21 protein-coding genes and 1 pseudogene are annotated in these 25,052 nt (G+C 71.7%); 8 read left to right on the forward strand and 14 right to left on the reverse strand.

What is annotated here, in order from left to right; genetic code table 11:
• Window positions 1-71: 71 nt before the first annotated feature.
• The 3 genes from ACGFU6_RS35435 to ACGFU6_RS35445 are packed head-to-tail and all read right to left on the reverse strand — an operon-like array spanning window position 72 to window position 3,607.
• Window positions 72-860, reverse strand: coding sequence for a 3-oxoacyl-ACP reductase (locus tag ACGFU6_RS35435; RefSeq protein WP_123528197.1), 789 nt, complete (start codon window positions 858-860; stop codon window positions 72-74).
• A 6-nt stretch (window positions 861-866) separates the two neighbouring features.
• A complete protein-coding gene (locus ACGFU6_RS35440) occupies window positions 867-2,231 on the reverse strand; it encodes an aldehyde dehydrogenase family protein (protein WP_393616672.1) in 1,365 nt (454 codons plus the stop codon).
• Between the two features lie 8 nt (window positions 2,232-2,239).
• Window positions 2,240-3,607 (reverse strand): glutamine synthetase family protein, encoded by a 1,368-nt coding sequence (locus ACGFU6_RS35445; RefSeq protein WP_393616673.1) that lies wholly within the window; start codon window positions 3,605-3,607, stop codon window positions 2,240-2,242.
• A 130-nt stretch (window positions 3,608-3,737) separates the two neighbouring features.
• Between ACGFU6_RS35445 and ACGFU6_RS35450 the strand changes: the two are divergent.
• A pseudogene (locus tag ACGFU6_RS35450) lies at window positions 3,738-4,424 on the forward strand (gamma-glutamyl-gamma-aminobutyrate hydrolase family protein); the annotation flags it as partial.
• Window positions 4,425-4,586: 162 nt separating this feature from the next.
• Here ACGFU6_RS35450 and ACGFU6_RS35455 read toward each other — a convergent pair.
• The 5 genes from ACGFU6_RS35455 to ACGFU6_RS35475 all read right to left on the reverse strand — a co-directional run bounded on the left by ACGFU6_RS35455 (window position 4,587) and on the right by ACGFU6_RS35475 (window position 10,788).
• Entirely contained in the window at window positions 4,587-5,543 is a 957-nt protein-coding gene (locus tag ACGFU6_RS35455; protein WP_393616674.1) for an aminoglycoside phosphotransferase family protein, read from the reverse strand.
• Between the two features lie 80 nt (window positions 5,544-5,623).
• Complete coding sequence (locus ACGFU6_RS35460; protein WP_393616675.1) at window positions 5,624-6,331, reverse strand: helical backbone metal receptor; 708 nt, start codon at window positions 6,329-6,331, stop codon at window positions 5,624-5,626.
• Window positions 6,332-6,371: 40 nt separating this feature from the next.
• Window positions 6,372-6,923, reverse strand: a complete 552-nt coding sequence (locus ACGFU6_RS35465) for a helix-turn-helix transcriptional regulator (protein ID WP_123528191.1) — start codon at window positions 6,921-6,923, stop codon at window positions 6,372-6,374.
• A gap of 168 nt (window positions 6,924-7,091) precedes the next feature.
• On the reverse strand, window positions 7,092-9,731 hold the full coding sequence (locus ACGFU6_RS35470; RefSeq protein WP_393616676.1) for an ABC transporter permease/substrate binding protein: 2,640 nt from the start codon (window positions 9,729-9,731) through the stop codon (window positions 7,092-7,094).
• Complete coding sequence (locus ACGFU6_RS35475; protein WP_393616677.1) at window positions 9,724-10,788, reverse strand: glycine betaine/L-proline ABC transporter ATP-binding protein; 1,065 nt, start codon at window positions 10,786-10,788, stop codon at window positions 9,724-9,726. The genes ACGFU6_RS35470 and ACGFU6_RS35475 overlap by 8 nt, the downstream gene beginning before the upstream one ends.
• 317 nt (window positions 10,789-11,105) lie before the next feature.
• On the opposite strand from ACGFU6_RS35475, the gene ACGFU6_RS35480 reads away from it, so the two are divergent.
• Complete coding sequence (locus tag ACGFU6_RS35480) at window positions 11,106-12,014, forward strand: 5'-3' exonuclease H3TH domain-containing protein (RefSeq protein ID WP_393616705.1); 909 nt, start codon at window positions 11,106-11,108, stop codon at window positions 12,012-12,014.
• A gap of 83 nt (window positions 12,015-12,097) precedes the next feature.
• Complete coding sequence (locus ACGFU6_RS35485; protein WP_393616678.1) at window positions 12,098-12,937, forward strand: siderophore-interacting protein; 840 nt, start codon at window positions 12,098-12,100, stop codon at window positions 12,935-12,937.
• 263 nt (window positions 12,938-13,200) lie between these two features.
• On the opposite strand, the gene ACGFU6_RS35490 is transcribed toward ACGFU6_RS35485, so the two are convergent.
• Entirely contained in the window at window positions 13,201-13,395 is a 195-nt protein-coding gene (locus ACGFU6_RS35490) for a MerR family transcriptional regulator (protein WP_393616679.1), read from the reverse strand.
• A 194-nt stretch (window positions 13,396-13,589) separates the two neighbouring features.
• Here ACGFU6_RS35490 and ACGFU6_RS35495 point away from each other — a divergent pair, with 194 nt between their 5' ends.
• Both ACGFU6_RS35495 and ACGFU6_RS35500 read left to right on the forward strand, forming a co-directional pair.
• A complete protein-coding gene (locus tag ACGFU6_RS35495) occupies window positions 13,590-14,174 on the forward strand; it encodes a sigma-70 family RNA polymerase sigma factor (RefSeq protein WP_073737408.1) in 585 nt (194 codons plus the stop codon).
• Window positions 14,171-14,950 carry an anti-sigma factor domain-containing protein gene (locus ACGFU6_RS35500; RefSeq protein ID WP_393616680.1) on the forward strand — a complete coding sequence of 260 codons (780 nt, stop codon included), beginning with the start codon at window positions 14,171-14,173 and terminating at the stop codon, window positions 14,948-14,950. Before ACGFU6_RS35495 ends, ACGFU6_RS35500 begins: the two co-directional genes overlap by 4 nt.
• Before the next feature lie 265 nt (window positions 14,951-15,215).
• Here the strand turns inward: ACGFU6_RS35500 and ACGFU6_RS35505 are convergent, their stop codons facing one another.
• The 5 genes from ACGFU6_RS35505 to ACGFU6_RS35525 all read right to left on the reverse strand — a co-directional run bounded on the left by ACGFU6_RS35505 (window position 15,216) and on the right by ACGFU6_RS35525 (window position 20,701).
• On the reverse strand, window positions 15,216-16,022 hold the full coding sequence (locus ACGFU6_RS35505) for a DUF1295 domain-containing protein (RefSeq protein WP_393616681.1): 807 nt from the start codon (window positions 16,020-16,022) through the stop codon (window positions 15,216-15,218).
• Window positions 16,019-17,392, reverse strand: coding sequence for a class I SAM-dependent methyltransferase (locus ACGFU6_RS35510; protein ID WP_393616682.1), 1,374 nt, complete (start codon window positions 17,390-17,392; stop codon window positions 16,019-16,021). Before ACGFU6_RS35510 ends, ACGFU6_RS35505 begins: the two co-directional genes overlap by 4 nt.
• A complete protein-coding gene (locus tag ACGFU6_RS35515; protein WP_393616706.1) occupies window positions 17,392-18,630 on the reverse strand; it encodes a class I SAM-dependent methyltransferase in 1,239 nt (412 codons plus the stop codon). Before ACGFU6_RS35515 ends, ACGFU6_RS35510 begins: the two co-directional genes overlap by 1 nt.
• A 77-nt stretch (window positions 18,631-18,707) precedes the next feature.
• Window positions 18,708-19,433, reverse strand: coding sequence for a DUF1365 domain-containing protein (locus ACGFU6_RS35520; protein ID WP_393616707.1), 726 nt, complete (start codon window positions 19,431-19,433; stop codon window positions 18,708-18,710).
• Window positions 19,427-20,701, reverse strand: a complete 1,275-nt coding sequence (locus tag ACGFU6_RS35525) for an NAD(P)/FAD-dependent oxidoreductase (protein WP_393616683.1) — start codon at window positions 20,699-20,701, stop codon at window positions 19,427-19,429. Before ACGFU6_RS35525 ends, ACGFU6_RS35520 begins: the two co-directional genes overlap by 7 nt.
• 262 nt (window positions 20,702-20,963) lie before the next feature.
• Between ACGFU6_RS35525 and ACGFU6_RS35530 the strand changes: the two genes are divergently transcribed.
• The 3 genes from ACGFU6_RS35530 (at window position 20,964) to ACGFU6_RS35540 (ending at window position 25,028) form a co-directional block, all read left to right on the forward strand.
• Entirely contained in the window at window positions 20,964-22,502 is a 1,539-nt protein-coding gene (locus tag ACGFU6_RS35530) for a molybdopterin-dependent oxidoreductase (RefSeq protein ID WP_393616708.1), read from the forward strand.
• A 118-nt stretch (window positions 22,503-22,620) separates the two neighbouring features.
• Complete coding sequence (locus ACGFU6_RS35535) at window positions 22,621-23,265, forward strand: fasciclin domain-containing protein (protein WP_393616684.1); 645 nt, start codon at window positions 22,621-22,623, stop codon at window positions 23,263-23,265.
• 149 nt (window positions 23,266-23,414) lie between these two features.
• Entirely contained in the window at window positions 23,415-25,028 is a 1,614-nt protein-coding gene (locus tag ACGFU6_RS35540) for an amino acid permease (protein WP_393616685.1), read from the forward strand.
• Window positions 25,029-25,052: the final 24 nt, after the last annotated feature.

Genomic DNA, 25,052 nt, shown 5'->3' on the forward strand with positions numbered 1-25,052 from the left:
CGGCCCCGGCGGGGCTCGCCAACGGGTGCGTCGCGAGCCCGTCACCGGCGAGGACGCGGTGGGACCGGGGCCTACAGGGGCGTGACGTAGGCGCCGGAGATTCCGCCGTCGACGAGGAAGTCGGTGGCGTTGACGAAGGAGGAGTCGTCGCTCGCCAGGAAGGCGACGGCGGCCGCGATCTCGGTCGCCTCGGCGAACCGGCCGAGCGGGATGTGCACCAGCCGGCGGGCCGCGCGCTCCGGGTCCTTGGCGAACAGCTCCCGCAGCAGCGGGGTGTTGACCGGCCCCGGGCACAGGGCGTTGACCCGGATGCCCTCGCGGGCGAACTGGACGCCCAGTTCACGGGACATCGCGAGCACCCCGCCCTTGGAGGCGGTGTACGAGATCTGGGAGGTCGCCGCGCCCATCCTGGCGACGAACGAGGCGGTGTTGATGATCGAGCCGCGCCCCTGGCGCCGCATGTAGGGCAGGGCCGCCTTGCAGCACAGGTAGACGGAGGTGAGGTTGACGTCCTGGACGCGCTTCCAGGCCTCCAGGCCCGTGGTGAGGATGGAGTCGTCGTCGGGCGGCGAGATGCCGGCGTTGTTGAAGGCGACGTCGACGGAGCCGTAGGTGTCGTGCGCCGCCGCGAACAGGGCCTCGACCTGTCCGGGATCGGTGACGTCGACCTGTACGAAGGTGCCGCCGACCGCTTCGGCGGCCGCCTTGCCGGCGGTCTCGTCGACATCGCCGCAGACCACGTGCGCGCCCTCGGAGGCGAGCCGGTGGGCGGTGGCGAGCCCGATGCCGCTGCCGGCGCCGGTGATGACGGCGGTGCGGCCGACGAGGCGGCGGCAGATGTTCCCGTTGTCCGTGGTCATGCCGGTTCAGGCCTCCGTACTGAGGAAGACGTTCTTGGTTTCGGTGAAGGCGGTGAGGGCGTCGGGGCCGAGTTCACGGCCGAGGCCGGACTGTTTGTACCCGCCGAACGGGGTCCAGTAGCGGACCGCGGAGTGGGAGTTGACGGACAGGTTTCCCGCCCGGACGGCCTGCGAGACGCGTAGCGCGCGTCCCACGTCGCGGGTCCAGAGGGAGCCCGCGAGGCCGTAGCGCGTCGCGTTGGCGAGCCGGACGGCGTCCGCCTCGTCCTCGAAGGGCAGCACGACCGCGACGGGCCCGAACACCTCTTCGGTGGCGACGGGCGAGTCGGCGGGTGCGTCGGTGAGGACGGTCGGCGGGAACCAGAAGCCGGCGCCCTCGGGCGCGCTGCCCCGGACGGCGGCCGCCCCCTCCGGGACGAGCGAGCGCACCCGGTCCAGCTGGGTGCGCGAGATGAGCGGGCCCATCTGCGTCTTCTCGTCGGACGGGTCGCCCACGACGACGGCGGCGACGGCCGGGGCGAGCAGTTCCAGGAAGCGGTCGTACGCGGACCGCTGGACGAGGATCCGGGTGCGGGCGCAGCAGTCCTGGCCCGCGTTGTCCAGGAACGACATCGGGGCGGCGGCCGCGGCGGCTTCGATGTCGGCGTCGGCGAAGACGATGTTGGGGCTCTTGCCGCCGAGTTCGAGGGTGATCCGCTTCACGTGCTCGGCGCACTTGGCCATGATCTGCTTGCCGACCCGGGTGGAGCCGGTGAAGACGATCTTGGCGACGCCGGGGTGCTCGACCAGTGCGCTGCCCGCCTCGTCGCCCGCGCCCGGCAGGACCTGGAAGAGGTGTTCGGGCAGGCCTGCCTCCAGGGCCAGGGCGGCGAGCCGGAGCGCGGTGAGCGGAGTGGTCTCGGCGGGCTTGAGGAGGACGGCGTTGCCCGCCGCGAGGGCGGGGGCGAGGCCCCAGGCGGCGATCGGCATGGGGAAGTTCCACGGTGCGATCACGCCGATGACGCCGAGGGGTTCGAGCAGGGTGATGTCGATGCCGCCGGGCACGGGGATCTGCCGGCCGCTCAGCCGTTCCACTCCCCCGGCGGCGAAGTCGAGCAGATCGCGGACGTTGCCCGCCTCCCAGCGGGCGTTGGAGATGGTGTGGCCCGCCTCGCGGACCTCCAGCCGGGCCAGTTCCTCGGTCCGGCCGTCCACGGCGGCGGCGAAGCGGCGCAGCAGCCGGGCCCGGTCGGCGGGGGCGAGCGCCGACCAGGTCCGCTGGGCGGCGGCCGCCCGGGTGACGGCGGCGTCCACCTCGGCCGCGGTGGTGGCCGGCACGGTGGCGACGAGTTCCTCGGTCGCCGGGTTCAGTACCTGGTGCTCACGGGTCAAGGAAGTCCTCACAGACGTTCGAAGGAGCGCTTGATCTCCCAGTCGGTGACCGCCGCGTCGAAGGCGTCGAGTTCGACGCGCGCCATGTTGGCGTAGTGCGCGACGGTCTCGTCGCCGAAGGCGGCCTTCGCGATCTCGCTGTGCTCCCAGAGTCCGGCGGCCTCGCGCAGGGTCGTGGGCACGTGGTCGTAGGCGGCGGTGTACGCGTTCCCCTCGCAGGGCTCGGGCAGTTCGAGACCGTGCTCGATGCCGTACAGGCCTGCGGCTACGAGTCCGGCGACGGCGAGGTAGGGGTTGACGTCGCCGCCGGGGACCCGGTTCTCGAAGCGCAGGGACCGGCCGTGGCCGACGACCCGGAGCGCGCAGGTCCGGTTGTCGGCGCCCCAGGCGACGGCGGTCGGGGCGAAGGAGCCGGGCTGGAAGCGCTTGTAGGAGTTGATGTTCGGGGCGTACAGGAGCGAGAAGTCGCGCAGGGCCGCGAGCTGCCCGGCGAGGAAGTGCCGCATCACCGGGGACATCGCGCCGTCCTCGGCAGCCATGACGCTGCGGCCGGGGTCGTCGGTGGACCGGAGCGAGAGGTGGATGTGGCAGGAGTTGCCCTCGCGCTCGTTGAACTTGGCCATGAAGGTGAGCGCGACGCCTTCCTGCGCGGCGATCTCCTTGGCGCCCGTCTTGTAGACGGCGTGCTGGTCGCAGGTGACCAGGGCCTCGTCGTAGCGGAACACGATCTCGTGCTGGCCGGGGTTGCACTCGCCCTTGGCCGACTCGACGGTGAGGCCCGCGCCGGCCATCTCGTTGCGGATGCGGCGCAGCAGGGGTTCGACGCGGCCGGTGCCGAGGACGGAGTAGTCGACGTTGTACTGGTTGGCCGGGGTCAGGCCTCGGTAGCCTCGGTCCCAGGCCTGTTCGTAGGTGTCCTTGAAGACGATGAACTCGAGCTCGGTGCCCGCGTGTGCGGTGTAGCCGTGCTCGGCGAGGCGGGCCAGCTGGCGGCGCAGTATCTGGCGGGGCGCGGCGAGGACGGGTGAGCCGTCGCTCCAGGCGAGGTCGGCGGTGACCATCGCGGTGCTCTCGTTCCAGGGCACCCTGCGCAGGGTGGTGAGGTCGGGGAGCATGGCGAAGTCGCCGTAGCCCCGGTCCCAGGAGGACATGGCGTAGCCGTCGACGGTGTTCATCTCGGTGTCGACGGCCAGGAGGTAGTTGCAGCCCTCGGTGCCGTGCGGCACGACCTCGTCGAGGAAGAAGGAGGCGGCGAAGCGTTTGCCCTGGAGCCGCCCCTGCATGTCGGGGAAGGCCAGCACCACGGTGTCGATCTCACCGCTGTCGACGAGGAGCCGCAGTTCCTCGTCGGCGAGCGGGGCTGTTCGGTCGGACACGGATGGATCCTCTCCTCGCGGGCCGGCAGATGATCCAGATCTATGGTCAGCTGATCCAAATCTATGGGCAGGGCAAGGGATTTGGATACGGTGCCCACGTGTTCCGCGTGCCGTGCGAGAGGGAGATCCGATGAACCGCCCGCTGATCGGGATCAGTACCTATCTGGTGGATTCGGCGCGCTGGGGCCTGTGGGATCTGCCCGCGACCCTGCTGCCCGCCGGGTACAGCCGTCTGGTCCGTGAGGCCGGCGGCCTCGCCGCCCTGCTTCCGCCGGACGCGCCGGAGCTGGCGGCGTCGGTGGTGGCGCGGCTCGACGCGCTGGTGGTCGTGGGCGGGCCGGATGTGGACCCGGCGCGGTACGGGGCCGGGCGCGATCCCCGGACCGGGCCGCCCGCGCCGGAGCGGGACGCCTGGGAGGGAGCCCTGATCGGGGCGGCGCTGGAGTCCGGCACCCCGGTGCTCGGGATCTGCCGGGGGATGCAGCTGCTGAACACGGTCCTGGGCGGCACGCTGACGCAGCATCTGGACGGGCACACCGGTCCCGGCGGGGCGACGGGGGTGTTCGGCACGCACACGGTGACGGCGGTGCCGGGGACGCGGTACGCATCCGTGGTCCCCGGCGACTGCGCCGTGCCCACCTATCACCACCAGGCCGTGGACCGGCTGGGCGCGGGCCTGGTGGCGTCGGCGCACGCGGCGGACGGCACGGTGGAGGCCGTGGAGCTGCCGGGCCCCGGCTGGGTCCTCGGGGTGCAGTGGCATCCGGAGATGGGCGACGACGTGCGGGTGATGGCGGCCCTGGTGGCGGCGGCCCGGCTGGGGTCTTCCGTTTGGATCAGGCCGGATCAGGGAGCGGTGTCCGATGCGTGCGGCTGCGAGGCGGAGGAGGGAGTGAATGCGGAGCATTGGCGACCGACGGCAACGCCGCAGATGTGCGTGCCGGACACCGCGAGCCCGGCATGATCCAAACGAGCGGCCCTAACCGAGCCGGTGATCGGGCCTGTTCCGTAGCCAGTCCAGCGCGGCGGCGCCCTGGGCCGCCTGGAAGGCCCGGAGCGTGGGCAGGCCCGGCGGGGCGGGCCGCAGCGAGTGCGCCACGAAGTAGCCGGCCAGGGCGGCGAGCACGGCGGTGACCGCTGCCGGGTCGGCGTCGCGGCCGAGCGGGTGGGCCGTGAAGACGGCCTCCGGGTCGGGTCCGCCCTGCGCCGCGACGCACGGCAGCATCGCCAGCAGGTCGAACCAGGGCGCGGCGCGCACCGCGTGCGGCCAGTCGACGAAGACGACCCGGTCCTCGGTGAGCAGGATGTTGTCGGCGCGCAGGTCTGCGTGGGCGAGGCTGTCGCCGTCGGCCGCTGCCGCCCAGCCGGACTCCAGTTCCGCCAGTGCGCCGAGGTGGCGCGCGGCCCAGGGGCCGAGGCCGGCGTCGCCCCCTGCCGCGTACAGGGTCCGCCAGCCGGTGAACATCGAGGCGTCACGCAGCGTGACGGGGGGCGCGTCGATCGGCGCCGGGGTGAGCGAGCGGCCGAGTGCGTCGACCGCGTCCAGGACGCGGTCCAGTTCGCCCCGGTCCCAGGGGACGGCGGGCTGGCGGCCCTCGATGTCCTCCAGGACGAGCGCGACGCGGGTGCCGTCGTCGTACGAGCCGAGCAGCCGGGGCACCGGGGCGTGCGGCGGGAGTGCGGCGGTGTGGCGGGCCTCGGCGCGGTGCAGGTCCGGGGCTCCGGCGTTCACCTCGGCGCTCACCGCCTTGACGAACGCCCGGCCGCCGTCGGCGAGCCTGACCCGTGCGGCGACGCCGGGCGAGAAGCCGCCGTTCTGGCTGCGGGCCTCCGTGACGGGTGAGCCCAGGATGTCCTCGACGGCGCGGCGCACGGAGGCCGGGAGCTCGGCCCAGTCGTGGCGGACGCCGGAGGCGGGCGGTGCGGTGACGGTCATCCACGTATCCTTGCGGGCCGCCCGGGGCACGGGCCAGCGGTTTTGCGCGGACGCGGATACCGGTGCGGCACCGGGACCGCTCAGCCGAGCGCCGCCCGCAGCGCCTCGGGCGCCCGCACCAGTGACGGCCCGTACCAGGTGAGGAAACGCCCGTCGACGAGTGCGGCGGGCAGCGCGGGGAAGGCCTCGGGCCCGTCGGCTGCGGTGAACCGGTACGGCTCGTCGGGCAGCACGACCAGGTCGGCGCCGGCCGCGTTCAGCTCGTCGAGCGGGACGCGGGGGTAGCGCTCGGCGTGGTCCGCGTAGACGTTGTCCACGCCGAGCCGGGCCAGCAGGTCGCCGGCGAAGGTGTCGCGGCCCAGGACCATCCAGGGCTTGCGCCAGACGGGGACGACGGCACGGCGCGGGGCGGACGGCGGCGGCAGCGCCGCCCAGGCGGCCTCGGCCTCGTCCAGCCAGCGGGGCCTCGGCAGCCCGCAGGCCACGGTCAGGAGCCGGTGCAGCTCCGCGAAGGCGTCGTCGAGGGTACGGACGGTGGTGAGGAGGACCTCGGTCCCGGCGTCCCGGAGCGCGGCGAGGTCGGGTTCCCGGTTCTCCTCCTCGTTGGCCACGACGAGATCGGGTCGCAGGGCGAGGATCGCGGGCACGTCGGGGTTCTTGGTGCCCCCGACCCGGGCGACGCGCAGCCCGGCGGGGTGGGTGCACCAGTCGGTGGCGCCGACCAGCAGCCCGGGGCCGCTCTCGGCGACGGCCTCGGTGAGCGAGGGGACGAGGGAGACGACCCGCACGGCTGTGACCTCCTGGCAGCTGGCCGGTGAATCCTGCGCCTCAGCGGCGAGGGTCGAACGTCGCGTCGATGTGTTCCGCGACCGCCACGAACAGCAGCCGGGTGCCGGGGACCGTGGCCCGCCAGCGGTGGCGCACCCCGCCCGAGAGGAACAGCGTGTCGCCGCGCTCCAGCCGGTACGCCTGGCCCTCGGCCTCCACCTCCGCCGCGCCCTCGGCCACGTACATGACCTCGTCGTTGCGGTGCTGGAACTCGCGCCCCAGGTCGAGCTCGCCGGTGAATTCGAGGGCGCTGAGCTGGTGGCGGCCGCGCACCACCCGGCGTACCCCGTCGCCGTCCTCCGGCGCGCCGCGCACGACGTCGACGGCGCGCGCCGAGTCGGCGGCGGCCCGCAGCCGCGCGGTGGTGGTCTCCAGCGCGTCCGCGACCCGGTCCAGGGACCGGGCGCTGGGTCTGGCCCGTTCGTTCTCGATCTGGCTGAGGAACGGTACGGACAGGCCACTGCGCGTCGCGACCGCGGCCAGCGTGAGCCCCAGGGACCTGCGCTGCCGTCGGACCGCCGCGCCCACCCGGAGTGTTTCCTTGTCGTCCATGTCCGGCTCCCTCCCGACTCCCCATCCTTCCGGCTGCCAGCACCTTACGCACACGGTTACGCGAGGACGGCCGGTAATGAGACGTCCGGACAGCCCGAAAGGGGTGGTCACCGCCGTCGGCGGTGACCACCCCTCTCCGTGCCGCGCCCCTGGTGGGGTACGACGGGGTTACTGCTGCGGAGCCATCTTGTCCGCGATGCCCGGATTCTTGTCCATCCAGGCCTTCACGGCTTCCTCCTCGTGCCCCGTGCCCTGCTTCTGGATCTCGTTCTCCAGGCCGCCGAGCTGGTCCTCGCTCAGCTTGAAGTTCTTGAACCACTTGGTCAGCTGCGGGTAGTTCTTCGGGAAGTCCTTGGAACCGATGGTGTGCAGCCGGTCGCCCTCACCGAACGCCTTCTGCGGGTCCTGGAGCTTGGTCATCTTGTACTCGTTGTAGGCCCAGTGCGGGGTCCACAGGAGTACGGCGATGGGCTCCTTCTTGGCGTACGCGCGCTTCAGCTCGGCCAGCATGCCGGGCGTCGAGGAGTCGACGACCTTGTACTCCTTGTCGAGGCCGTACTTCGGCAGCACGTTCTTCTTGAGGTTCTCCATCGTGGCGGTACCCGGCTCGATGCCGACGATCCGGCCCTTGAACTCGTCGCTCTTGCCCTTGAGGTCCGCCAGGGACTTGACGTCCTTCACGTAGTCGGGCACCGCGACCTCGATCGAGGTGGGGCCGTACCACGAGCCGATGTCCGTCAGCTTCGAACCGTACTTGTCCCAGTAGTTCTTCTGGGTGTACGGCAGCCAGCCGTCGAACTGCACGTCGATCTGACCGCGGGACATCGCGGTGTACATCGGGCCGACCTCGAACTGCTTGAGGTTGATCTTGTAACCGCGGTCCTCCAGGACGGCCTTCCACAGGTACGTGGCGGCGATGTCCTCCTCCCACGGGAACCAGGCCATCTCGACGGCGCGCTCGCGCTCGTCCTTGCCGTTGGCGCCCTTGGAGGTGGCGGCCTTCGCGACCGGGGCCGCCTTGTCGGCGAATCCCGGGTTGGCCTTCAGCCAGGTGCGGACGGCTTCCTGCTCCTTGCCGGATCCGCTCTTCTGGATCTGCGCCTCAAGACTGGTGAGCTGGTCCTCGGTCATCTTGAAGTTCTTCAGCCACTTGCCGACCTCGGGGTTCTCGTCGGAGAAGCCCTTGCGGCTCAGCGTGTGGATGCCGTCGCCCTTGCCCCAGAGGTTCTTGGTGTCCTTGAGCTTGGTCAGGTCGTACTGGTTGTACGCCCAGTGCGGAGACCAGAGCGGAACCACGATGGGGTCCTTCTTGGCGTACGCGCGCTTCAGCTCGGCCAGCATCGACGGCGTGGAGCCGTCGACGACCTTGTACTCCTTGTCCAGGCCGTAGCCCGGCAGGATCTTGTCCTTGAGCAGGCCCGTCTCACCGGCGCTCGGCTCGATGCCCACGACGCGGCCCTTGAACTTCGAGCCCTTGCCCTTGAGGTCGTCCAGGGTCTTGACGTCCTTCACGTACGAAGGGACGGCCAGTTCCAGCGTGGTGGGTCCGAACCAGGAGCCCATGTCGTCCAGGCGGTCCTTGTACTTCTTCCAGTACGCGGCGTGGGTGACCGGCAGCCAGGAGTCGGTCTCGAAGTCGATCTGGCCGTTGGCCATACCGGTGTACAGCGCGCCGGCCTCGTACTGCTTGGCGTCGACCTTGAAGCCGCGCTGCTCCAGCAGCTCCTTCCAGAGGAAGGTGGAGGCGATTCCCTCGTCCCACGGGATGTAACCCATGCTGACCGTCTTGCCGGCGCCGACGTTCTTCGGGTCGCTCTTCGCGGTGTTGTCCGAGTCCGAGGAGCCGCCGAACAGGCTCATGCTCCCGGCGACGAGCGCCAGGACGACGATGCCGGCCACGGCGACGACGGGCTGCGGACGGTAGTTCCACATCTTCAGTCCGCCGGCCACGGCCTGCGCCTTGGCGAGCGCGCGGCGGGCCAGCGGGGAGACCTCGCGGCCCAGCGCGCTGGTCATCCGGTCCAGGTACATCGCCAGGATGACGATGGAGATACCGGCCTCGAAGCCGAGGCCGACGTCGACGTTGCCGATGGCGCGGTAGACGGAGCCACCGAGGCCGCCGCCGCCGACCATGCCGGCGATGACCACCATGGACAGGCCCAGCATGATGACCTGGTTGATGCCCGCCATGATCGTGGGCAGCGCGAGCGGCAGCTGCACCCGCAGCAGTGTGTTGCGCGAGGTGGTACCGAAGGCCTCGGCCGCCTCGACGAGTTCACCGTCGACCTGGCGGATGCCGAGCTCGGTCATCCGGACGCCCGGGGGCAGCGCGAAGATGATGGTGGCGATGATGCCGGGGACGACGCCGACGCCGAAGAAGATGACGCCGGGGATCAGGTAGACCATGGCGGGCATGGTCTGCATGAAGTCGAGGACCGGCCTGGTCACCGCGCTGACGGTCTTGGAGCGCGAGGCCCAGATACCGAGCGGAACGGCCAGTACCAGCGTCACGATCGTCGCGACGAGTACCAGGGTGAGCGTGTCCATCGCTTCGTCCCACAACTCGACCGAGTCGATGAGGGCGAAGCCGACGAACGCGAGCACACCGGCGAGCAGACCGCGCAGCCACCAGGCGATGACGGCGACGATGCCCGCGAAGAGCAGGGGTGCGGGAGCGGAGAGCACGGCGGCTATGCCGTCGAACATTCCGCTGACTATGGAGCTGATGGCGTCGAAGAGCCAGGCCAGGTGGGTCTGGAGCCAGTCGACGGCGGAGTCGACCCAGTCGCCGAGGTGGAGCCTAAACACTGGCCACCTTCTTCAGTGCGTCTGCGGCGTCCTGGGGAGCCTCGGCGGGGGTCATCGGCTCACCGAGCACGGCGAGCAGCCGGGCACGGGGCACGACGCCGACGAGCTTGCCCTTGTCGTCGGTCACGGCGACCGCGACAGCGCTCTGCGAACAGGGCGTGAACAGCTCGATGATCGGGGTGCCCTCCGTGACGGTGGCCGGAGCCTCCCGCAGGATGTCCTCCGGGGTACGGAGTTCCTTGCCCGCGTCGGTCCTGGTGCCTATGACGGTGTCCGTCTCGGCCATGATCGCGCCCGCGGTCAGCACCCGGGAGCGGTCCACGTCCTGGGTGAAGGAGGCGACGTAGTCGTTGGCCGGGGTGACGAGGATGTCCTCGGCGGTGCCGAGCTGGACTATCTCGCCGTCCCGCATCACAGCGATACGGTCACCGAGGCGCATGGCCTCGTTGAGGTCGTGGGTGATGAAGACGATGGTCTTCTTCAGCCGCTTCTGCAGTTCCAGGAGCTGGTCCTGCATGTCGCGGCGGATCAGCGGGTCGAGGGCGCTGAAGGACTCGTCCATGAGGAGCAGGTCGGCGTCGGTGGCCAGTGCGCGGGCCAGGCCCACGCGCTGCTGCATACCGCCGGACAGCTCGTCGGGCCAGGAGTTCTCCCAGCCCGCCAGGCCGGTCATCTCCAGGGCCTCCGTGGCGCGCCGGGTGCGCTCGTCGCGCGGCACGCCCTGCACCTCCAGGCCGTAGCCGGCGTTCTCCAGCACACTGCGGTGCGGGAAGAGCGCGAAGTGCTGGAACACCATGCTGATCTTGGTGGACCGGACATGGCGGAGCTCGGCCGGGGCAAGGGCGGTCAGGTCCTGGCCGTCGAACAGCACCTTCCCCGCGGTGGGCTCCAGGAGCCCGTTGAGCATCCGCAGCAAGGTGGACTTGCCGGACCCGGAGAGACCCATCACAACGAAGATCTGTCCCGGCTCCACGGTGAACGATGCGTCGATCACCGCTGCGGTCGTTCCCTCGGCGCGCAGCTCGTCACGGCTTGAGCCGTCTTCGAGCTTCCGCACGGCTTGATCGGGTCGTCTGCCGAAAACCTTGTACAAGTGTTCGGCTTGCAGCCTTGACACATACACCTCACGCGTTGAACCGAAACGGTCTGCCACCCCCTCCGGCAGACCGTGGAGCGCGCGGATTCGGTCCGCATGGCACGTGCACTAGTTGAAAATGCGACGTGGTCCGCTCCAATGCCGCGCCTGCCCCCACTTACACAACCCAAACACGAGAGTGACCCAGCTCACACAGAAGTGGCCTCGGATCGGGAACCGCGTCCCCGGCGGCCGCTGTCGGTGGGGTGCGGCATCATCAGGGGGTGACGCGACGCCTGATGCTCCTCGACACCGCTTCCCTCTACTACCGCGCCTACTTCGGAGTCCCCGACTCGGTGCGCGCACCGGACGGTACCCCGGTCAACGCCGTGCGCGGACTGCTCGACTTCATCGCCCGGCTGGTGCAGGACCACCGGCCCGACGATCTGATCGCCTGCTGGGACGCGGACTGGCGGCCGCAGTGGCGGGTCGACCTGATCCCCTCGTACAAGGCGCACCGGGTCGCGGTGGAGACCGGCACGGGGCTGCCCGACGAGGAGGAGACCCCCGACACGCTGGCCCCGCAGGTGCCGGTCATCGAGGACGTGCTCGACGCCCTGGGCATCGCCCGGGTCGGCGCCGCGGGGTACGAGGCGGACGACGTGATCGGGACGCTGACCGGCCTGGCGACCGGCCCGGTGGACATCGTCACGGGCGACCGGGACCTCTACCAGCTGGTGGACGACGCCCGCGCGGTGCGGGTGCTCTACCCGCTGAAGGGCGTCGGCATGCTCCAGGTGACGGACGAGGCCTGGCTGCGCGAGAGGTACGGGGTGGACGGCTCCGGCTATGTCGATCTGGCCCTGCTGCGCGGCGACCCGAGCGACGGACTGCCCGGCGTGCCCGGGATCGGTGAGAAGACGGCCGCGAAGCTGCTGGACGCCTTCGGCGACCTCGCCGGAATCATGGCGGCAGTGGACGACCCGGCCGCGAAGCTGACGCCCTCGCAGCGCAAACGGCTCGACGAGGCCCGTGACTACGTGGCCGTCGCGCCGACGGTGGTCCGGGTCGCCGGCGACGTACCGCTCCCGGAGTTCGACCCCGCGCTGCCCGCCGGGCCGCGCGACCCGGCGGCCCTCGAAGCGCTCGCGCGGCAGTGGGGGCTGGGCGGCGCGCTGCAGAGGCTGCTCTTCACGCTTCGGAACTGAGGACACTTCGGGAACGAGGTGTTAGGTTAGGTAACCCTAAGGGAGGCTGGTACCGGACCGGCCCCGGACAGGGAGAGAACCTCGTGGCAGAACGACCGGCGCGGCAGGCCCCCACGGCGCAGGGTGCGCAGGTCCTGCGCACCGAGCAGATCACCCCGCACATGATCCGGGTGGTGCTCGGCGGTGACGGTCTCGCCGATTTCGCGCTCTCCGGCTACAGCGACCACTACGTCAAGCTCTGCTTCGCCCCCGAGGGCGCCGACTACGCGCACCCCTTCGACATCGCCCGCATCCGCGAGGAGTTCCCGCGCGAACTGTGGCCCACCACCCGCACGTACACGGTGCGCTCCTGGGACCCGGCCGCCCGGGAACTGGCCATCGACTTCGTGGTGCACGGCGACGAGGGACTGGCGGGCCCGTGGGCGGCCCACGCCAAGGCGGGCGACCAGGTGACCTTCCTGGGACCGGGCGGCGGTTACGGCCCGGAGGCCTCGGCCGGCTGGCACCTCCTGGTGGGCGACGAGAGCGCGCTGCCGGCGATCGCCGCGGCGCTGGAGCAGATGCCCGCGGACGCGGTGGTGCGCGCCTTCATCGAGGTCTCGGACGCCGCGGAGGAGCAGAAGATCGCCACTCCGGACGGTACCGAGGTCACCTGGCTGCACCGGGGCGAGCGCCCGGTCGGTGAGGCGCTCACCGCCGCCGTGAAGGAACTGGACTTCCCGGCGGGCGAGGTGCAGGCGTTCGTCCACGGCGAGGCCGGCTTCGTCAAGGACATCCGCCGTCACCTGCGGCTGGACCGCGGCATCCCGCTGCCCCAGCTGTCGATCTCCGGCTACTGGCGCCTCGGCCAGAACGACGACGCCTGGCGCTCGGTCAAGCGCGAGTGGAACGCTCAGGTGGAACGCGAGGAGAGCGCCGCGTAGGACACGTGCGCGCAGCCCGGCATGGCGGTGGCCCCGGTCCACGGACCGGGGCCACCGCCATGCGTGCCCCTTCACGCGCCGTCCGTATCCGCCGCTCCCCCATCGCCCCGCCCGCACGCCCGCGCCGGACACGTCCACGTGCGCGAGCCGCCGCAGCGCGCTGAACATCACCTCGCCCAGCACCATGCCGACGACCGCGCTCTCCCCCAGGTCCTCGCGGGCCTCCTCCGGTTCGGCCCCCGGCTCGTCGTCCACGGGAGCGGTCACGCGCTTCGCCGCGACGCCCAGCACGTCGTGCGGGGGCCGGCCCTGATCCTCCACACCCGGAACATGTCACCGATGGCCGACAGCGGGAGCCCGCCGACGTCCAGCAGGGCGCGGATCAGCCGCAGCCGGCGCTCGTGACCGGTGTCGTAACTCGCCTGGTTGGGGCTGGTCAGCTGCCCGGCGGGCGTCAACCGCGATGTATCGCGAAACCCGGAGCGGCCCGGGGCGCGAGCCTCCGGAGAGCCGCTCGGGGCGTGGCTCGGGGCGTGGAAGGAATTGCGCCGTGGAAGGATTCCTCCCACTGCCCCGTCCCTCGACCAATCCGCACCGTCACCGGCTCCGAATCACTCCTGGAGACTGTTGACCGTCCCGGGAGGAAGCCCGCGTGAAAGAAGCCGTGCACATCAGCGGACTGGCCTCGGCCGGACCCGACCTCCAGGAGCTCCTGGGAATGGTTGCCAGAGGTGATCAAGATGCTTTCGCCCAGGTGTACGAGGCCGTCTGCGGCCCGGTGCTCGGGCTGGTGAGGAGCGTCCTGCGCGACCCCGCCCAGTCGGAGGAGGTCGCACAGGAGGTGCTGGTGGAGGTGTGGCGCACCGCGCCCCGCTTCCAGGCGGCCCGGGGCAGCGCCATGAACTGGGTGCTCACACTGGCCCATCACCGCGCCGTGGACCGGGTGCGCTCCGTGGAGGCGACGACGGCCCGTGAGCACAAGGCGGCGCTGCTCGACCGCACCCCCGCCTTCGACGACGTCACCGAACAGGTCGAGAGCCGGCTGGAGCGGGAGCAGGTCCGCCGCTGCATGCGGACCCTCTCGGAGCTGCAACGGGAATCCGTCACACTGGCGTACTACCGCGGGCTGACCTACCGCGAGGTGGGCGAGCTGCTGGCGGTACCGCTCGGAACGATCAAGACTCGACTGCGCGACGGGCTGATCCGGCTGCGCGACTGCCTCGGGGTGAGCGCATGAGCAACGCCGGACTTCACACACTGACCGGGGCCTACGCCCTGCACGCGCTCCCGGAGACCGAACGCCGGGACTTCGAACGCCACCTGGGCGACTGCGAGGCCTGCTCCGTGGAGGTTCGGGAGCTGTCCGAGACGGCTACCCGGCTCGGCCTCGCCGTCTCGGCCACGCCCTCGCGGGATCTGCGCGAGCGGGTGCTGATGGAGATCACGACCGTACGCCAGGAGCCGCCGTCCACCGGCCACCGGGCCCGCTCCGGCGGCACGGTGAGCCGGAACGTCACATCCAGGGCGGGGCGGTGGCCGAAGTTCGCCCTGGCCGCGTGCCTGGCCGCGGCGGCCGGCCTGGGCGGCGTCGCCGTCTGGCAGAACCAGGAGGCGCAGGACGCCCGGACCGACGCCCGCGCGAGCGAGCAGCGGGGCGCGCAGCTGGCCGAGGTCATCTCGGCACCCGACGCCCGGACCGACTCGGCCACGCTGAGCGACGGTGCGAAGGGCACCGTGGTGGTCTCCAGGAGCCAGGACCGCGCCGTGTTCCTGGCCTCGGGCCTGCCTGAGGCACCCGAGGGCAAGGACTACCAGCTCTGGTACGACGACGGCGGCACGATGCGTTCCGCGGGCCTGATGCAGGCGACCGGACCCTCGTCGACGACCTACGCGACCCTGCTCGACGGGCCGGTGGACGACGCGACGGGAGTCGGTGTCACGGTCGAGCCGGCGGGCGGCTCCGAGCAGCCGACCACCACCCCGCTGGCGCTGATGAAGCTGCCACCGGCCTGAGAAGGCGGGCCGTGACCGGCCGGAACGAAGCGTTTCGGCCGGTCACGGCCCGCATGAGCCACGCCACGACGGGAACACGTCGTGAGCGGGACCGCCGGCCGCCACGCTGCGCGGGTCCCGCCCCCGGACGCGGTGGCCACCGTTCTCGCCCGGGTCGGGTCGTCCCGGCGGGCGCGGGACCACGTCGCGGTGCTCGCCCCGTACCTCCGCCGTTGGGAGGCGATGGAGGTACGGGGCCCAGTACAGCGCCGCCGGGGCTCCGGACTCAGCTCCCGCGCGGCGGCCGGGGGAAGAAGCCGCTGGTCCTGGCGGTGTACTCGGCAAAGCCCGGACGCTCCGCCATATGCCGTTCCAGCAGGGCCTTTCCGCTGCCCCCGATGAGCAGGAAGCTCATCAGGACGGGCGCCACGACGGTGGCCGCGGCCGCCGACGGCGCCTCGCAGACCATCAGGAACAGTCCCCACCACACGCAGAAGTCACCGAAGTAGTTCGGATGCCGGGTCCAGGACCACAGCCCCCGGTCCATGATCCGCCCCCGGTTGGCCGGATCCCCCTTGAACCGGGCCAGCTGGTGGTCGCCCACCGCCTCGAAGCAGAGACCGAGCGCCCAGAGCGCGGCCCCCGCCCACACCAGGGCGCCGGCCGGCCCCTGAACGTACCCGGCCGCCTGTACCGGCAGCGAGATCAGCCAGACGAGCGCCCCCTGGAGCAGGTACACCTTCCGCAGCGCGTACAGCGCGGGGCTGCCGGGCGCCTTGGCCAGCATCGCCTCGTAGCGCGGGTCCTCCCCGTGCCCCCGCCCGCGGCGGGCGATGTGCCAGGCGAGCCGCAGCCCCCACACCGCCGTCAGTACGGTGACCAGCAGCCGCCGGGTGCCGTCTCCCCCGCCGCCCGCCGACATGGCGTACGAGACGAGCGCGACGGCGGTGAACCCCAGCCCCCAGGCGACGTCCACGACGCGGTGCACGCCCTTGCGCAGCGCGACGGCGAACGTGGCGAGCATGACGGCGAGCGCGGCGCCCGCACTGGGCGCGAGGCCCTGTGCGAACGCCGCCCATCCGAAGCCGTTCATCCGGTGATCCCGGCGCTCTCGCCGTCACGGGCGGCCGGTACCGCCGGATCGGCGTACCAGCCGCGCCGGGTGGCGGGCATCCCGGCCGTGCCGGTCTCCTGCGGACGTACGGAGAGGATCTGGTCGACGCCCATCCGCCGTTCCTCGAAGGCGAGGGCGCCGCCGGCCAGGTAGAGCCGCCACACCCGTACGGTCTCCTCGCCGACCAGGTCCACGAACTCCTGCTGGTTGCCCTCCAGGGTGCGCCGCCACGCGTCGACCGTCAGTACGTAGTGCTCGCGCAGCGCCTCGACGTCGCGTACTTCGAGTCCGGCGCCCTCCAGCAGCGCGACCGTCTCACCGAGCGGGCGCATGTGCATGTCGGGGGCGATGTAGGACTCGATGAACGCGCCGCCGCCCGGGGCGTCGCGGCCCCGGGACATCTGCTGGACCAGCACCCGGCCCTGCGGGCGGACCATGGCGTGCAGAGTGGCGGTGAAGGCGGGGTACTCGGCGTCACCGACGTGCTCGCCCATCTCGATGGTGGACACCGCGTCGTAGCCGCCCTCATGGCCCGGTGCCCGGCCGATGTCGCGGTAGTCGCAGCAGCGGACCTCGACCAGGTCCTCCAGGTTCCGTTCGGCCACCTGCGCGCGGACGTGGGCGGCCTGTTCGCGGGCGAGGGTGACGGCGGTGACGCGGACTCCGTGCCGCTGTGCGGCGTACAGGGTCAGCGAGCCCCAGCCGCAGCCGATGTCGAGCAGCCGCGCCCCGGGGCGCAGGTCGAGCTTCCGGCAGATCAGTTCGAGCTTGTCGTGCTGGGCGTCGACGGGTTCGTAGCCGGGTGCGTCACTGGTCCAGTAGCCGCAGGAGTAGGCCATCGTCTCGTCGAGGAGCAGGGCGTAGAAGTCGTTGGAGAGGTCGTAGTGATGGCTGATCGCGGCCCGGTCGCGGGACTTGCTGTGCAGGACGCCGTGGAGTCCGGCGCGGGCGGCGGGGACCGGCGGCCGGGGGCCGACCGCGCCCAGGCGCAGTGCGGTGCCGGCCGCCCGCAGCCGGTCGCCGACACCGGGACGCGGCGGGCGCAGTCCGCGCTCGCGTACCGCGAGGCGCATCGCGCGCAGCCCCTCGGCCAGGTCTCCCTCGACGTCGACGTCACCGGTGATGTACGCCTCGGCGAGGCCGAGTTCGCCCGGCGCCCAGAGCAGCCGTCGCAGTGCCCGCCGGGAGCGCACGTGGACCAGGGGGCCGTCGGCGGCGCCGGTCTCGCTGCCGTCCCACATCCGTACCCTGACCGGGAGCGGGCCGCCGAGCAGTTGCTCGACGAGGGGCTCAAGGCGCTGGGCGGCGCCGGTCGTCGCCTGCTTGTCCTGCTTGCCGGTAAGAGTCATCACGCCGTTTCCTGACGGGTCAGCAGCAGTTGCCGCACATGGAGGTAGCCGGAGCGGAATCCCGCCTCGGAGTAGGCCAGGTAGAAGGTCCACATGCGGCGGAAGACCGCGTCGAAGCCGAGTGCGTCGATCTCCTCGGTCCGCTCGGTGAACCGTTCGCGCCAGAGCCGCAGCGTCTCGGCGTAGTGGGTGCCGAAGTCGTCGCAGCGGTCGATGCGCAGGCCGGTGTGTTCGGCCGTGACCTCCGCCATGGCCTCGACGGACGGCAGGAGTCCGCCGGGGAAGATGTACTTGTGGATCCAGGTGAAGGTGGTGCGGGAGGCGCGCATCCGGTCGTCCGGCATGGTGATGGCCTGGAGTGCGATCCGGCCGCCGGGGGCCAGCCGCTCCTCCAGGGTCCGGAAGTAGACCGGCCAGTACTCCGCGCCGACCGCCTCGATCATCTCGACGCTGACCACCGCGTCGTAACTCCCCTGGACGCTTCGGTAGTCGCAGAGCCGGACCTCGACCCGGTCGCCGTATCCGGCGTCGCTGATTCTGCGGCGGGCCAGGTCCCGCTGTTCGGCGGAGAGTGTGACGGAGACGACCCGGGCGCCGCGGGCGGCGGCCCTGATCGCCAGTTCTCCCCAGCCGGTGCCGATCTCGAGGAGTTCGGTCCCGGGTCCGACCCCGGCCAGGTCGAGCAGCCGGTCGATCTTGCGGTGCTGGGCGGCGGGCAGGGCCTCGGCGTCGGCGGGGAAGCTGCGGAAGACGGCGGAGGAGTAGCTGAGGGTCTCGTCGAGGAAGAGCGCGAAGAGTTCGTTGGACAGGTCGTAGTGGTGGCTGATGTTGTCCCGGGCGCCTTCGGGGGTGCCGAGCTGCTCCGCGGGGCGGCGCCCCGCCCAGAGTCCGCGCAGCCGCTGGAGGGGCTGCGGGATCAGGGAGGCGACCTCGCCGGCGAGGACCGTCAGGACGCCCACCGGGTCGGGTGAGTCCCACTCGCCCGCCATGTAGGACTCCCCGAAGCCGATCAGGCCGTTCACGCCGATCCGGCGGAAGAAGGCGTCGGGGTCCCGGACGTCCATCAGGGGCCCGCCGAGGCCGAGGCCCTCCTGTCCGGCGAGCCGGACACGGAGGGGGAGCCGGGCCAGGGCGTGGCGTACGAGCCGTTCGGCGACGGCGGTCCGCAGCCGGGACGCGCGCGGCGGCCGGGCTACATCGGGCCAGCGCTCGGGGTCGGTGTCCGGGGCGTGCGCCATGGGCGGGGAAACCGGGGACGGGGCGGCCGCCGGGGGCGAGGTGGCCGGGGACGACGGGGAGTGGGACGTGGACACGCTCACTGCATTCCTTCCTGAGTGGTGGGGCGGGGACGGGACCGCACGGGCAGCCCGCGCAGCAGCAGGCGGATTCCGTGCAGCCGGATGGCGACCGAGACGACCGCCGTGGACCAGGGGTGGCGCAGCGCCAGCCGGAGCAGTACGCGCGGGGTCACCGGGCGTCGTACACCGCGCACGGTGGCGGTGAAGGGCCGGGTGCCGGACCGTTCCAGATGCACCGCCAGTTCGAGCCGGGGACCGGGCTCGGGGAGCCGCATCCGGTAGGAGCCGTCGACGCCGAAGAACGGCGATACGTAGAACTCCTTCTCCGTGGAGGCCCGTCCGGCGGGGTCCGGGTGCAGCAGGTAGCAGTGCCGTTCGCCGTAGGTGTTGTGCACCTCGGCGACCGTGCAGAGCGGGGTGCCGTCGGCGCGGCGGCACCAGTAGACGGTCAGCGGGTTGAAGACGTGGCCGAACACCCGGGCCTGGGTGAGCATCCGCACGGTTCCGTCGGCGAGGTCGATGCCGTTCGCGGCCAGGAACCGGCTCAGGCCGGCCCGGATGGTCGGGGCCGTGCCGGCGAAGTGGTCGCGCGCGTCGAAGCGGGCCAGGACGCGCAGGGCGGCGGGCAGCGGCGGTGGCCCGTCCGGGTCGATCAGCCACAGGTAGGTGCGGTGCCGGAAGGCGTATGTGACGGGCGCGGACCGTACATGGGCGATGGTGCAGGGGTAGAGGGCGTTCACCAGTCCACCCCCAGGGCTCTGGCCGCCTCCGCCCCCGAGCGGCAGCCGTCCTCGTGGAATCCCCAGCCGTGGTACGCCCCCGCGTAGGCGGTGAGCGGTCCGGACAGGGCGGGCAGCCGGGCCTGCGCGGCCACCGACTCCGGGGTGTAGACGGGGTGTTCGTAGACCATGCGGGCGCGGACCAGGCCGGGGGCGACGCGGTCGGCGCCGTTCAGCGTGACGACGAAGGTCTCGGGGGCGTCGAGCCGCTGGAGCCGGTTCATGTCGTAGCTGACGGTGACGTGGTCGGGGCTCGCGGTGCAGGACGGCATCAGGTAGTTCCAGGAGGCGCGGGCGCCCCGGGCGCTCGGCAGCAGCCGGGTGTCGGTGTGCAGGAGGGTGGGATTGCGGGAGTAGCGGAACGCGCCGAGGGTGTCGCGCTCCTCGTCCGTGGGGTCGGCGAGCATGCGCAGCGCCTGGTCGGGGTGGGTGGCGATGACGACGGAGTCGAACTCCTCGGTGGTGTCGTCCGCGGTGGTGATCTCCACCCCGTCGGCGTGCCGGCGCACGGCGCGTACCGGGGTGGACGTGCGTACGGCGCCGAGCTCCTTGGTGACCCGGTCGACGTAGGCGCCCGATCCGCCGGTGACCGTCCGCCACACCGGGGAGCCGGTGACCGAGAGCAGCCCGTGGTGGTCGAGGAAGGTGAAGAGGTAGCGGGCCGGGTACCGCATCGCGGTCACCGGGTCGCAGGACCAGACCGCGGAGACGAGTGGGGTCAGGAAGTGGGCGGTGAAGTACGGGGAGAAGCGGCCCCGGGCGGCGAAATCGCCCAGTGTCATGGTCTGCGCGGCCGGTTCTCCGTCCGCCAGCAGCCGCCGGGCGGCCCGGTGGAAGCGGGGCACCGCGGCCAGCATCCGCAGATAGGCCGGGCTGCGGACCGCGTCCGGCCGGGCGAGGAGGCCCGCCGCGCCTCGGGCGCCCGCGTACTCCAGGGCGCAGCCCTCGCACCGCACGGACATGCTCATCTCCGACTCCTGCGTGGCGACGCCGAGTTCCGCGAAGAGCCGCAGCAGGTGCGGGTAGGTGCGCCGGTTGTGCACGATGAAGCCGGAGTCCACGCGGTGCACGCGGCCGTCGGATGCGGGCAGCTCGTGGGTGTGCGCGTGGCCGCCCACCCTGCTGTCCGCCTCGAACAGCGTCACGTCGTGGGCCGTCCGCAGGATGTGGGCGGCCGTCAGTCCCGCCACCCCGCTGCCCACCACGGCTGTCCGTCGCCGCATCCCTGTCATAACGCTCCCTCCGAGCACCGGCACCACTCACCCCTCCTTCTGTCTCCGGAGGAGCTGCGGATGCCTTTCGGGTGTGATTCGTTGCAGGTCGCACCGTGGATTGGCCGTGATCCGCTCTCATCCATTCGGGTGAGGGACCAATCCGCCGAGCGACCGGCACCGAATCCCCGGTGTGAGCGAAGATCAGAACGATGCGCAGGACGGGGCCCACGGGTCCCGGCGATCCCGCTGGGCGCGAGCCGCACTCGCCGCGCTCAGCGGTCTGATCGCCGGGTTCAGTGCGCTGGCCGTCGCCGAGCTGGCGGCGGCGGCGGTCCGTCCCGAGGCAGGTCCGGTCACGGCGGTGGGCGGTGCGGTCATCGACCGCACTCCCCCGGCCCTGAAGGACTTCGCCGTCCGGCATTTCGGCACCAACGACAAGCTGGTCCTGGAGCTGGGCATCCTGGTTCTGCTGGCCGGTTTCGCGGTGGTGGTCGGAGTGCTCGCCCTGCGGCACCGGCTCATCGGCTCGGCCGCCGTGCTGGTCTTCGGTGTGGTCGGGGCAGTCGCCGCGGTGGGCCGGCCGGAGGGCCAGGCCGCGGACGCGCTGCCCTCGGTGGTGGGTGCCGTACTGGCCGCAGGGGTGCTCTATCTCCTGGTCGGACGGCTCGCCCTGGTTCCCGGTCCCTCCCCCGCGGCTGGCGGGAGGGGCGGGGCGCCGGCATCCAGCACCTTCGACCGGCGGGGCTTCGTCATCGCGGCGAGCGCCGCGGCGGCGGCCTCGGCGGGCGCCGGTGTGCTGGGGCGACGGCTCACCTCCGCCGTCCAGGCCGGGGCGACCGCCTCACGCCAGGACCTGGTGCTGCCCGTGCCCGCCTCGGCGGCGCCGGCCGTACCGGCGGGCGCCGATCTGCGGATCCGCGGACTCGGCTCGTTCATCACACCGAACAAGGACTTCTACCGGGTGGACACGGCTCTGGTCGTCCCGCGCATCGACGCGAACGACTGGAAGCTGAAGATCCACGGCAAGGGCGTGAAGCGCCCTGTGGAGCTCAGCTTCAAGGACCTGCTGCGCCGCGAGATCATCGAGCGCGACATCACCATGACGTGTGTGTCCAACGAGGTCGGCGGACCGTATGTGGGCAACGCCCGGTGGATCGGCGTCCGGCTGGCCGACCTGCTGCGCGAGGCCGGGGTGAAGCCGCCGTCGCGCGGCGGCCCCGCCGACCAGATCATCACGCGTTCGGTGGACGGCATGACCATCGGCACCCCGGTCGAGACGGTGATGGACGGACGCGACGCGATGCTCGCCCTCGGCATGAACGGTGAGCCGCTCCCCTTCGACCACGGTTTCCCGGTCCGGATGATCGTCCCCGGCCTGTACGGATACGTGTCGGCCTGCAAGTGGATGAAGGACATCGAGCTCACCACGTTCGACGACTACGACGCCTACTGGGTCAAGCGGTCCTGGTCCAAGCAGGCGCCCATCAAGACCGAGTCCCGGATCGACACCCCCCGCCCGTTCGCCTCCCCGAAGGCCGGCACGATCCCGGTCGCCGGGGTCGCCTGGGCCCAGCACCGCGGGATCTCGCGGGTCGAGGTCCGGGTGGACGGCGGACCGTGGCACCACGCGCGGCTGGCCGCCGAGGACAGCCGGGACACCTGGCGGCAGTGGGTGTGGGACTGGCCGGCCACCTCCGGCAACCACACCCTGGAGGTCCGCGCGACCGACCGCACCGGCGTCACCCAGACCGACAAACGGGTCGGCACGGTCCCCAACGGGGCGACCGGCTGGCACTCGGTGGTGGTCGACGTGTCCTGAGCGGACACCCCCGCCGCAGCGCCCGGATCCAGCGCGGAACAGGGCCGCGGCCCCACACACTTCCCCTTCCTCACTTCACGTGATCAGTCAGTTACCCGGATCGACCCAGGAGAACATCATGAACGCCCTCCACATCCGCCGTGCCGCCGTCGCCGTGTCCGCGGCAGTGGTGCTCCCGCTCGCCCTCACCGCCTGTTCCAGCGACTCCAAGGACAGCGCGTCCGGCTCGACCGCCAGCTCCGCCAAGGCCTCGGCATCCGCCTCCGCCAGTGACTCGATGAACATGGACAAGCCCTTCGGTCCGGGCTGCGCGTCGGTGCCGAAGAGCGGTTCGGGCTCCTTCGACGGCATGGCGAAGGACCCGGTCGCCACGGCCGCGTCGAACAACCCGGCGCTCTCCACCCTCGTCACCGCGGTGAAGAAGGCCGGGCTGGTCGACACCCTGAACAACGCGCAGAACATCACCGTGTTCGCCCCGACCAACGACGCCTTCGCCAAGGTCCCGAAGGCCGACCTGGACAAGCTGCTGGCCGACAAGGCCGAGCTGACCAAGGTGCTCACCTACCACGTGGTGGGCGAGAAGCTGACCCCGAAGCAGCTGGAGAAGGGCTCCTTCGAGACCCTGGAGAAGGGCAAGCTGACGACGTCGGGCTCCAACATGGAGTACACCGTGAACGACTCCTCGAAGGTCGTCTGCGGCAATGTCCCGACCGCCAACGCGACGGTCTACATCGTCGACTCGGTCCTGATGCCCCCGAAGTAGTCACTCACGGCCGAACTGCTCACGCCCCCCGGCAACCCGCCGGGGGGCGTGAGCAGTTCGGCCCCGCGCGGACACGGCCGCGTCACGCCTGCGAAACAGCTCGTCCCTAATTTCTGTCGCCCGACAGGAAATCGGCGACAGGGGCTGACATGACCGCCACCGCACCAACGGGCACACGACCGGATCCCACCCCGGCCGGCCGGGGCGACCACGCCTCCCTGGCCGGTTTCGGCTATCGCCAGGAACTGCACCGGACCATGGGGCGCTACGCCTCGTTCGCCGCCGGGTTCTCCTTCATCTCGGTGCTCACCACCGTCTTCCAGTTCTTCGCGTTCGGCTTCTCCTTCGGCGGGGCCGCCTTCTTCTGGACCTGGCCGGCCGTGCTGCTGGGGCAGCTGCTGGTGGCCGCGTGCTTCGCCGAACTCGCCGCCCGCTACCCGCTGTCCGGCGCGATCTACCAGTGGTCGACCCGGCTGAGTACACCCGCCTTCGGCTGGTTCGCCGGGTGGATCATGGTGATCGGACAGATCGTCGTGGTCGCCGCGGCGGCACTCGTACTCCAGGTGGTGCTTCCCGCGATCTGGTCCGGATTCCAGCTGGCGGGCGGCGATCCGGCACCCACCACCCCGACCGGCGCGGCCAACGCGGCGCTGCTCGCGGTGGCACTCCTCGCCCTGACCACGACGGTGAACCTGCTCGACAACCGGATCATGTCGGCCGTCAACCGGATCGGAGTGACGGCGGAGATCATCGGCGCCGTGCTGATCCTCGTCCTGCTGTTCACACACACCGAACGCGGACCGGGCGTGACGCTGCACACCGGCGGCCGGGGCGACGCGCTCGGGGCGCTGCTGGTGGGTTCGTTCACCGCCGCCTACGTCCTGATCGGCTTCGACAGCGCGGGCGAGATGAGCGAGGAGACCCGTTCACCGCGCCGCACCGCCCCCCGGACGATCCTGCTCGCGCTGGCCTCGGCGGGCGTGCTCGGCGGGCTGCTGGTACTCGCCGGCGTGCTGGCCGCGCCAGCCCTGACCGACGGACGGCTGGCCACGGAAGGCCTCTCGTACGTGCTGACCAGCAGCCTCGGTGACGGCGTGGGCCGGATGCTGCTCGCCGACGTGGCGGTCGCGGTGGCCGTGGCCACGCTGGCCATCCAGACGGCGGGGTCCCGGATGCTGTTCTCGATGGCACGTGACGGGGTGCTGCCCTGCTCGCCCCGGCTCGCCAAGGTCTCCGCGCGGACCGGGATGCCCGCCGCGCCCGCGCTGCTCGTCGGGGGCGCGGCGGCGGCGCTCGGGCTGCTCAACCTGGCCTCCCCCGAGGCGTTCCTGGCCATCGGCACCACCTGTATCGCGATGCTGTACCTGGCCTACTCCATGGTCACGGGCCCGATGCTGCTGCGCAGACTGCGCCGCGCCCCGCTCTTCCCCGCCGCCGGACCGCACCGCGACGAGGCGGGCGAGCCGCTCTTCTCGCTGGGCCGCTGGGGGCTGCCGGTCAACGCGCTGGCCTTCCTCTACGGGACCGGCATGACGGTGAACCTGGCCTGGCCCCGGGCGGCGGTGTACGACCCGGCGGGCGGCCACTGGTACTTCCAGTGGTTCACGGTGCTCTTCCTGGCCGCCGCCACCGTGACCGGCGCGCTCTGCCGCGTGTTCGCGAAGCGGTCGCCCGCCGCGCGCCGACCGGATGCCCCCCGGGCCGCCGAACGGCCCGACGGCCTCCGGACCGGTGCGAATCCCGCCGAAATTCAGCTGCCTTGAACCTACACATAAGCGACAAATAAG

The sequence above is a fragment of the Streptomyces sp. NPDC048462 genome (assembly GCF_043200175.1).
Classification (GTDB): Bacteria; Actinomycetota; Actinomycetes; order Streptomycetales; family Streptomycetaceae; genus Streptomyces.

Coding starts and splice junctions, on each gene's coding strand:
- ACGFU6_RS35435 (WP_123528197.1), bottom strand. CDS start 860: ATGACCACGGACAACGGGAACATCTGCCGCCGCCTCGTCGGCCGCACC.
- ACGFU6_RS35455 (WP_393616674.1), bottom strand. CDS start 5,543: ATGACCGTCACCGCACCGCCCGCCTCCGGCGTCCGCCACGACTGGGCC.
- ACGFU6_RS35465 (WP_123528191.1), bottom strand. CDS start 6,923: ATGGACGACAAGGAAACACTCCGGGTGGGCGCGGCGGTCCGACGGCAG.
- ACGFU6_RS35480 (WP_393616705.1), top strand. CDS start 11,106: ATGCTCCTCGACACCGCTTCCCTCTACTACCGCGCCTACTTCGGAGTC.
- ACGFU6_RS35500 (WP_393616680.1), top strand. CDS start 14,171: ATGAGCAACGCCGGACTTCACACACTGACCGGGGCCTACGCCCTGCAC.
- ACGFU6_RS35505 (WP_393616681.1), bottom strand. CDS start 16,022: ATGAACGGCTTCGGATGGGCGGCGTTCGCACAGGGCCTCGCGCCCAGT.
- ACGFU6_RS35510 (WP_393616682.1), bottom strand. CDS start 17,392: ATGACTCTTACCGGCAAGCAGGACAAGCAGGCGACGACCGGCGCCGCC.
- ACGFU6_RS35515 (WP_393616706.1), bottom strand. CDS start 18,630: ATGGCGCACGCCCCGGACACCGACCCCGAGCGCTGGCCCGATGTAGCC.
- ACGFU6_RS35525 (WP_393616683.1), bottom strand. CDS start 20,701: ATGACAGGGATGCGGCGACGGACAGCCGTGGTGGGCAGCGGGGTGGCG.
- ACGFU6_RS35535 (WP_393616684.1), top strand. CDS start 22,621: ATGAACGCCCTCCACATCCGCCGTGCCGCCGTCGCCGTGTCCGCGGCA.
- ACGFU6_RS35540 (WP_393616685.1), top strand. CDS start 23,415: ATGACCGCCACCGCACCAACGGGCACACGACCGGATCCCACCCCGGCC.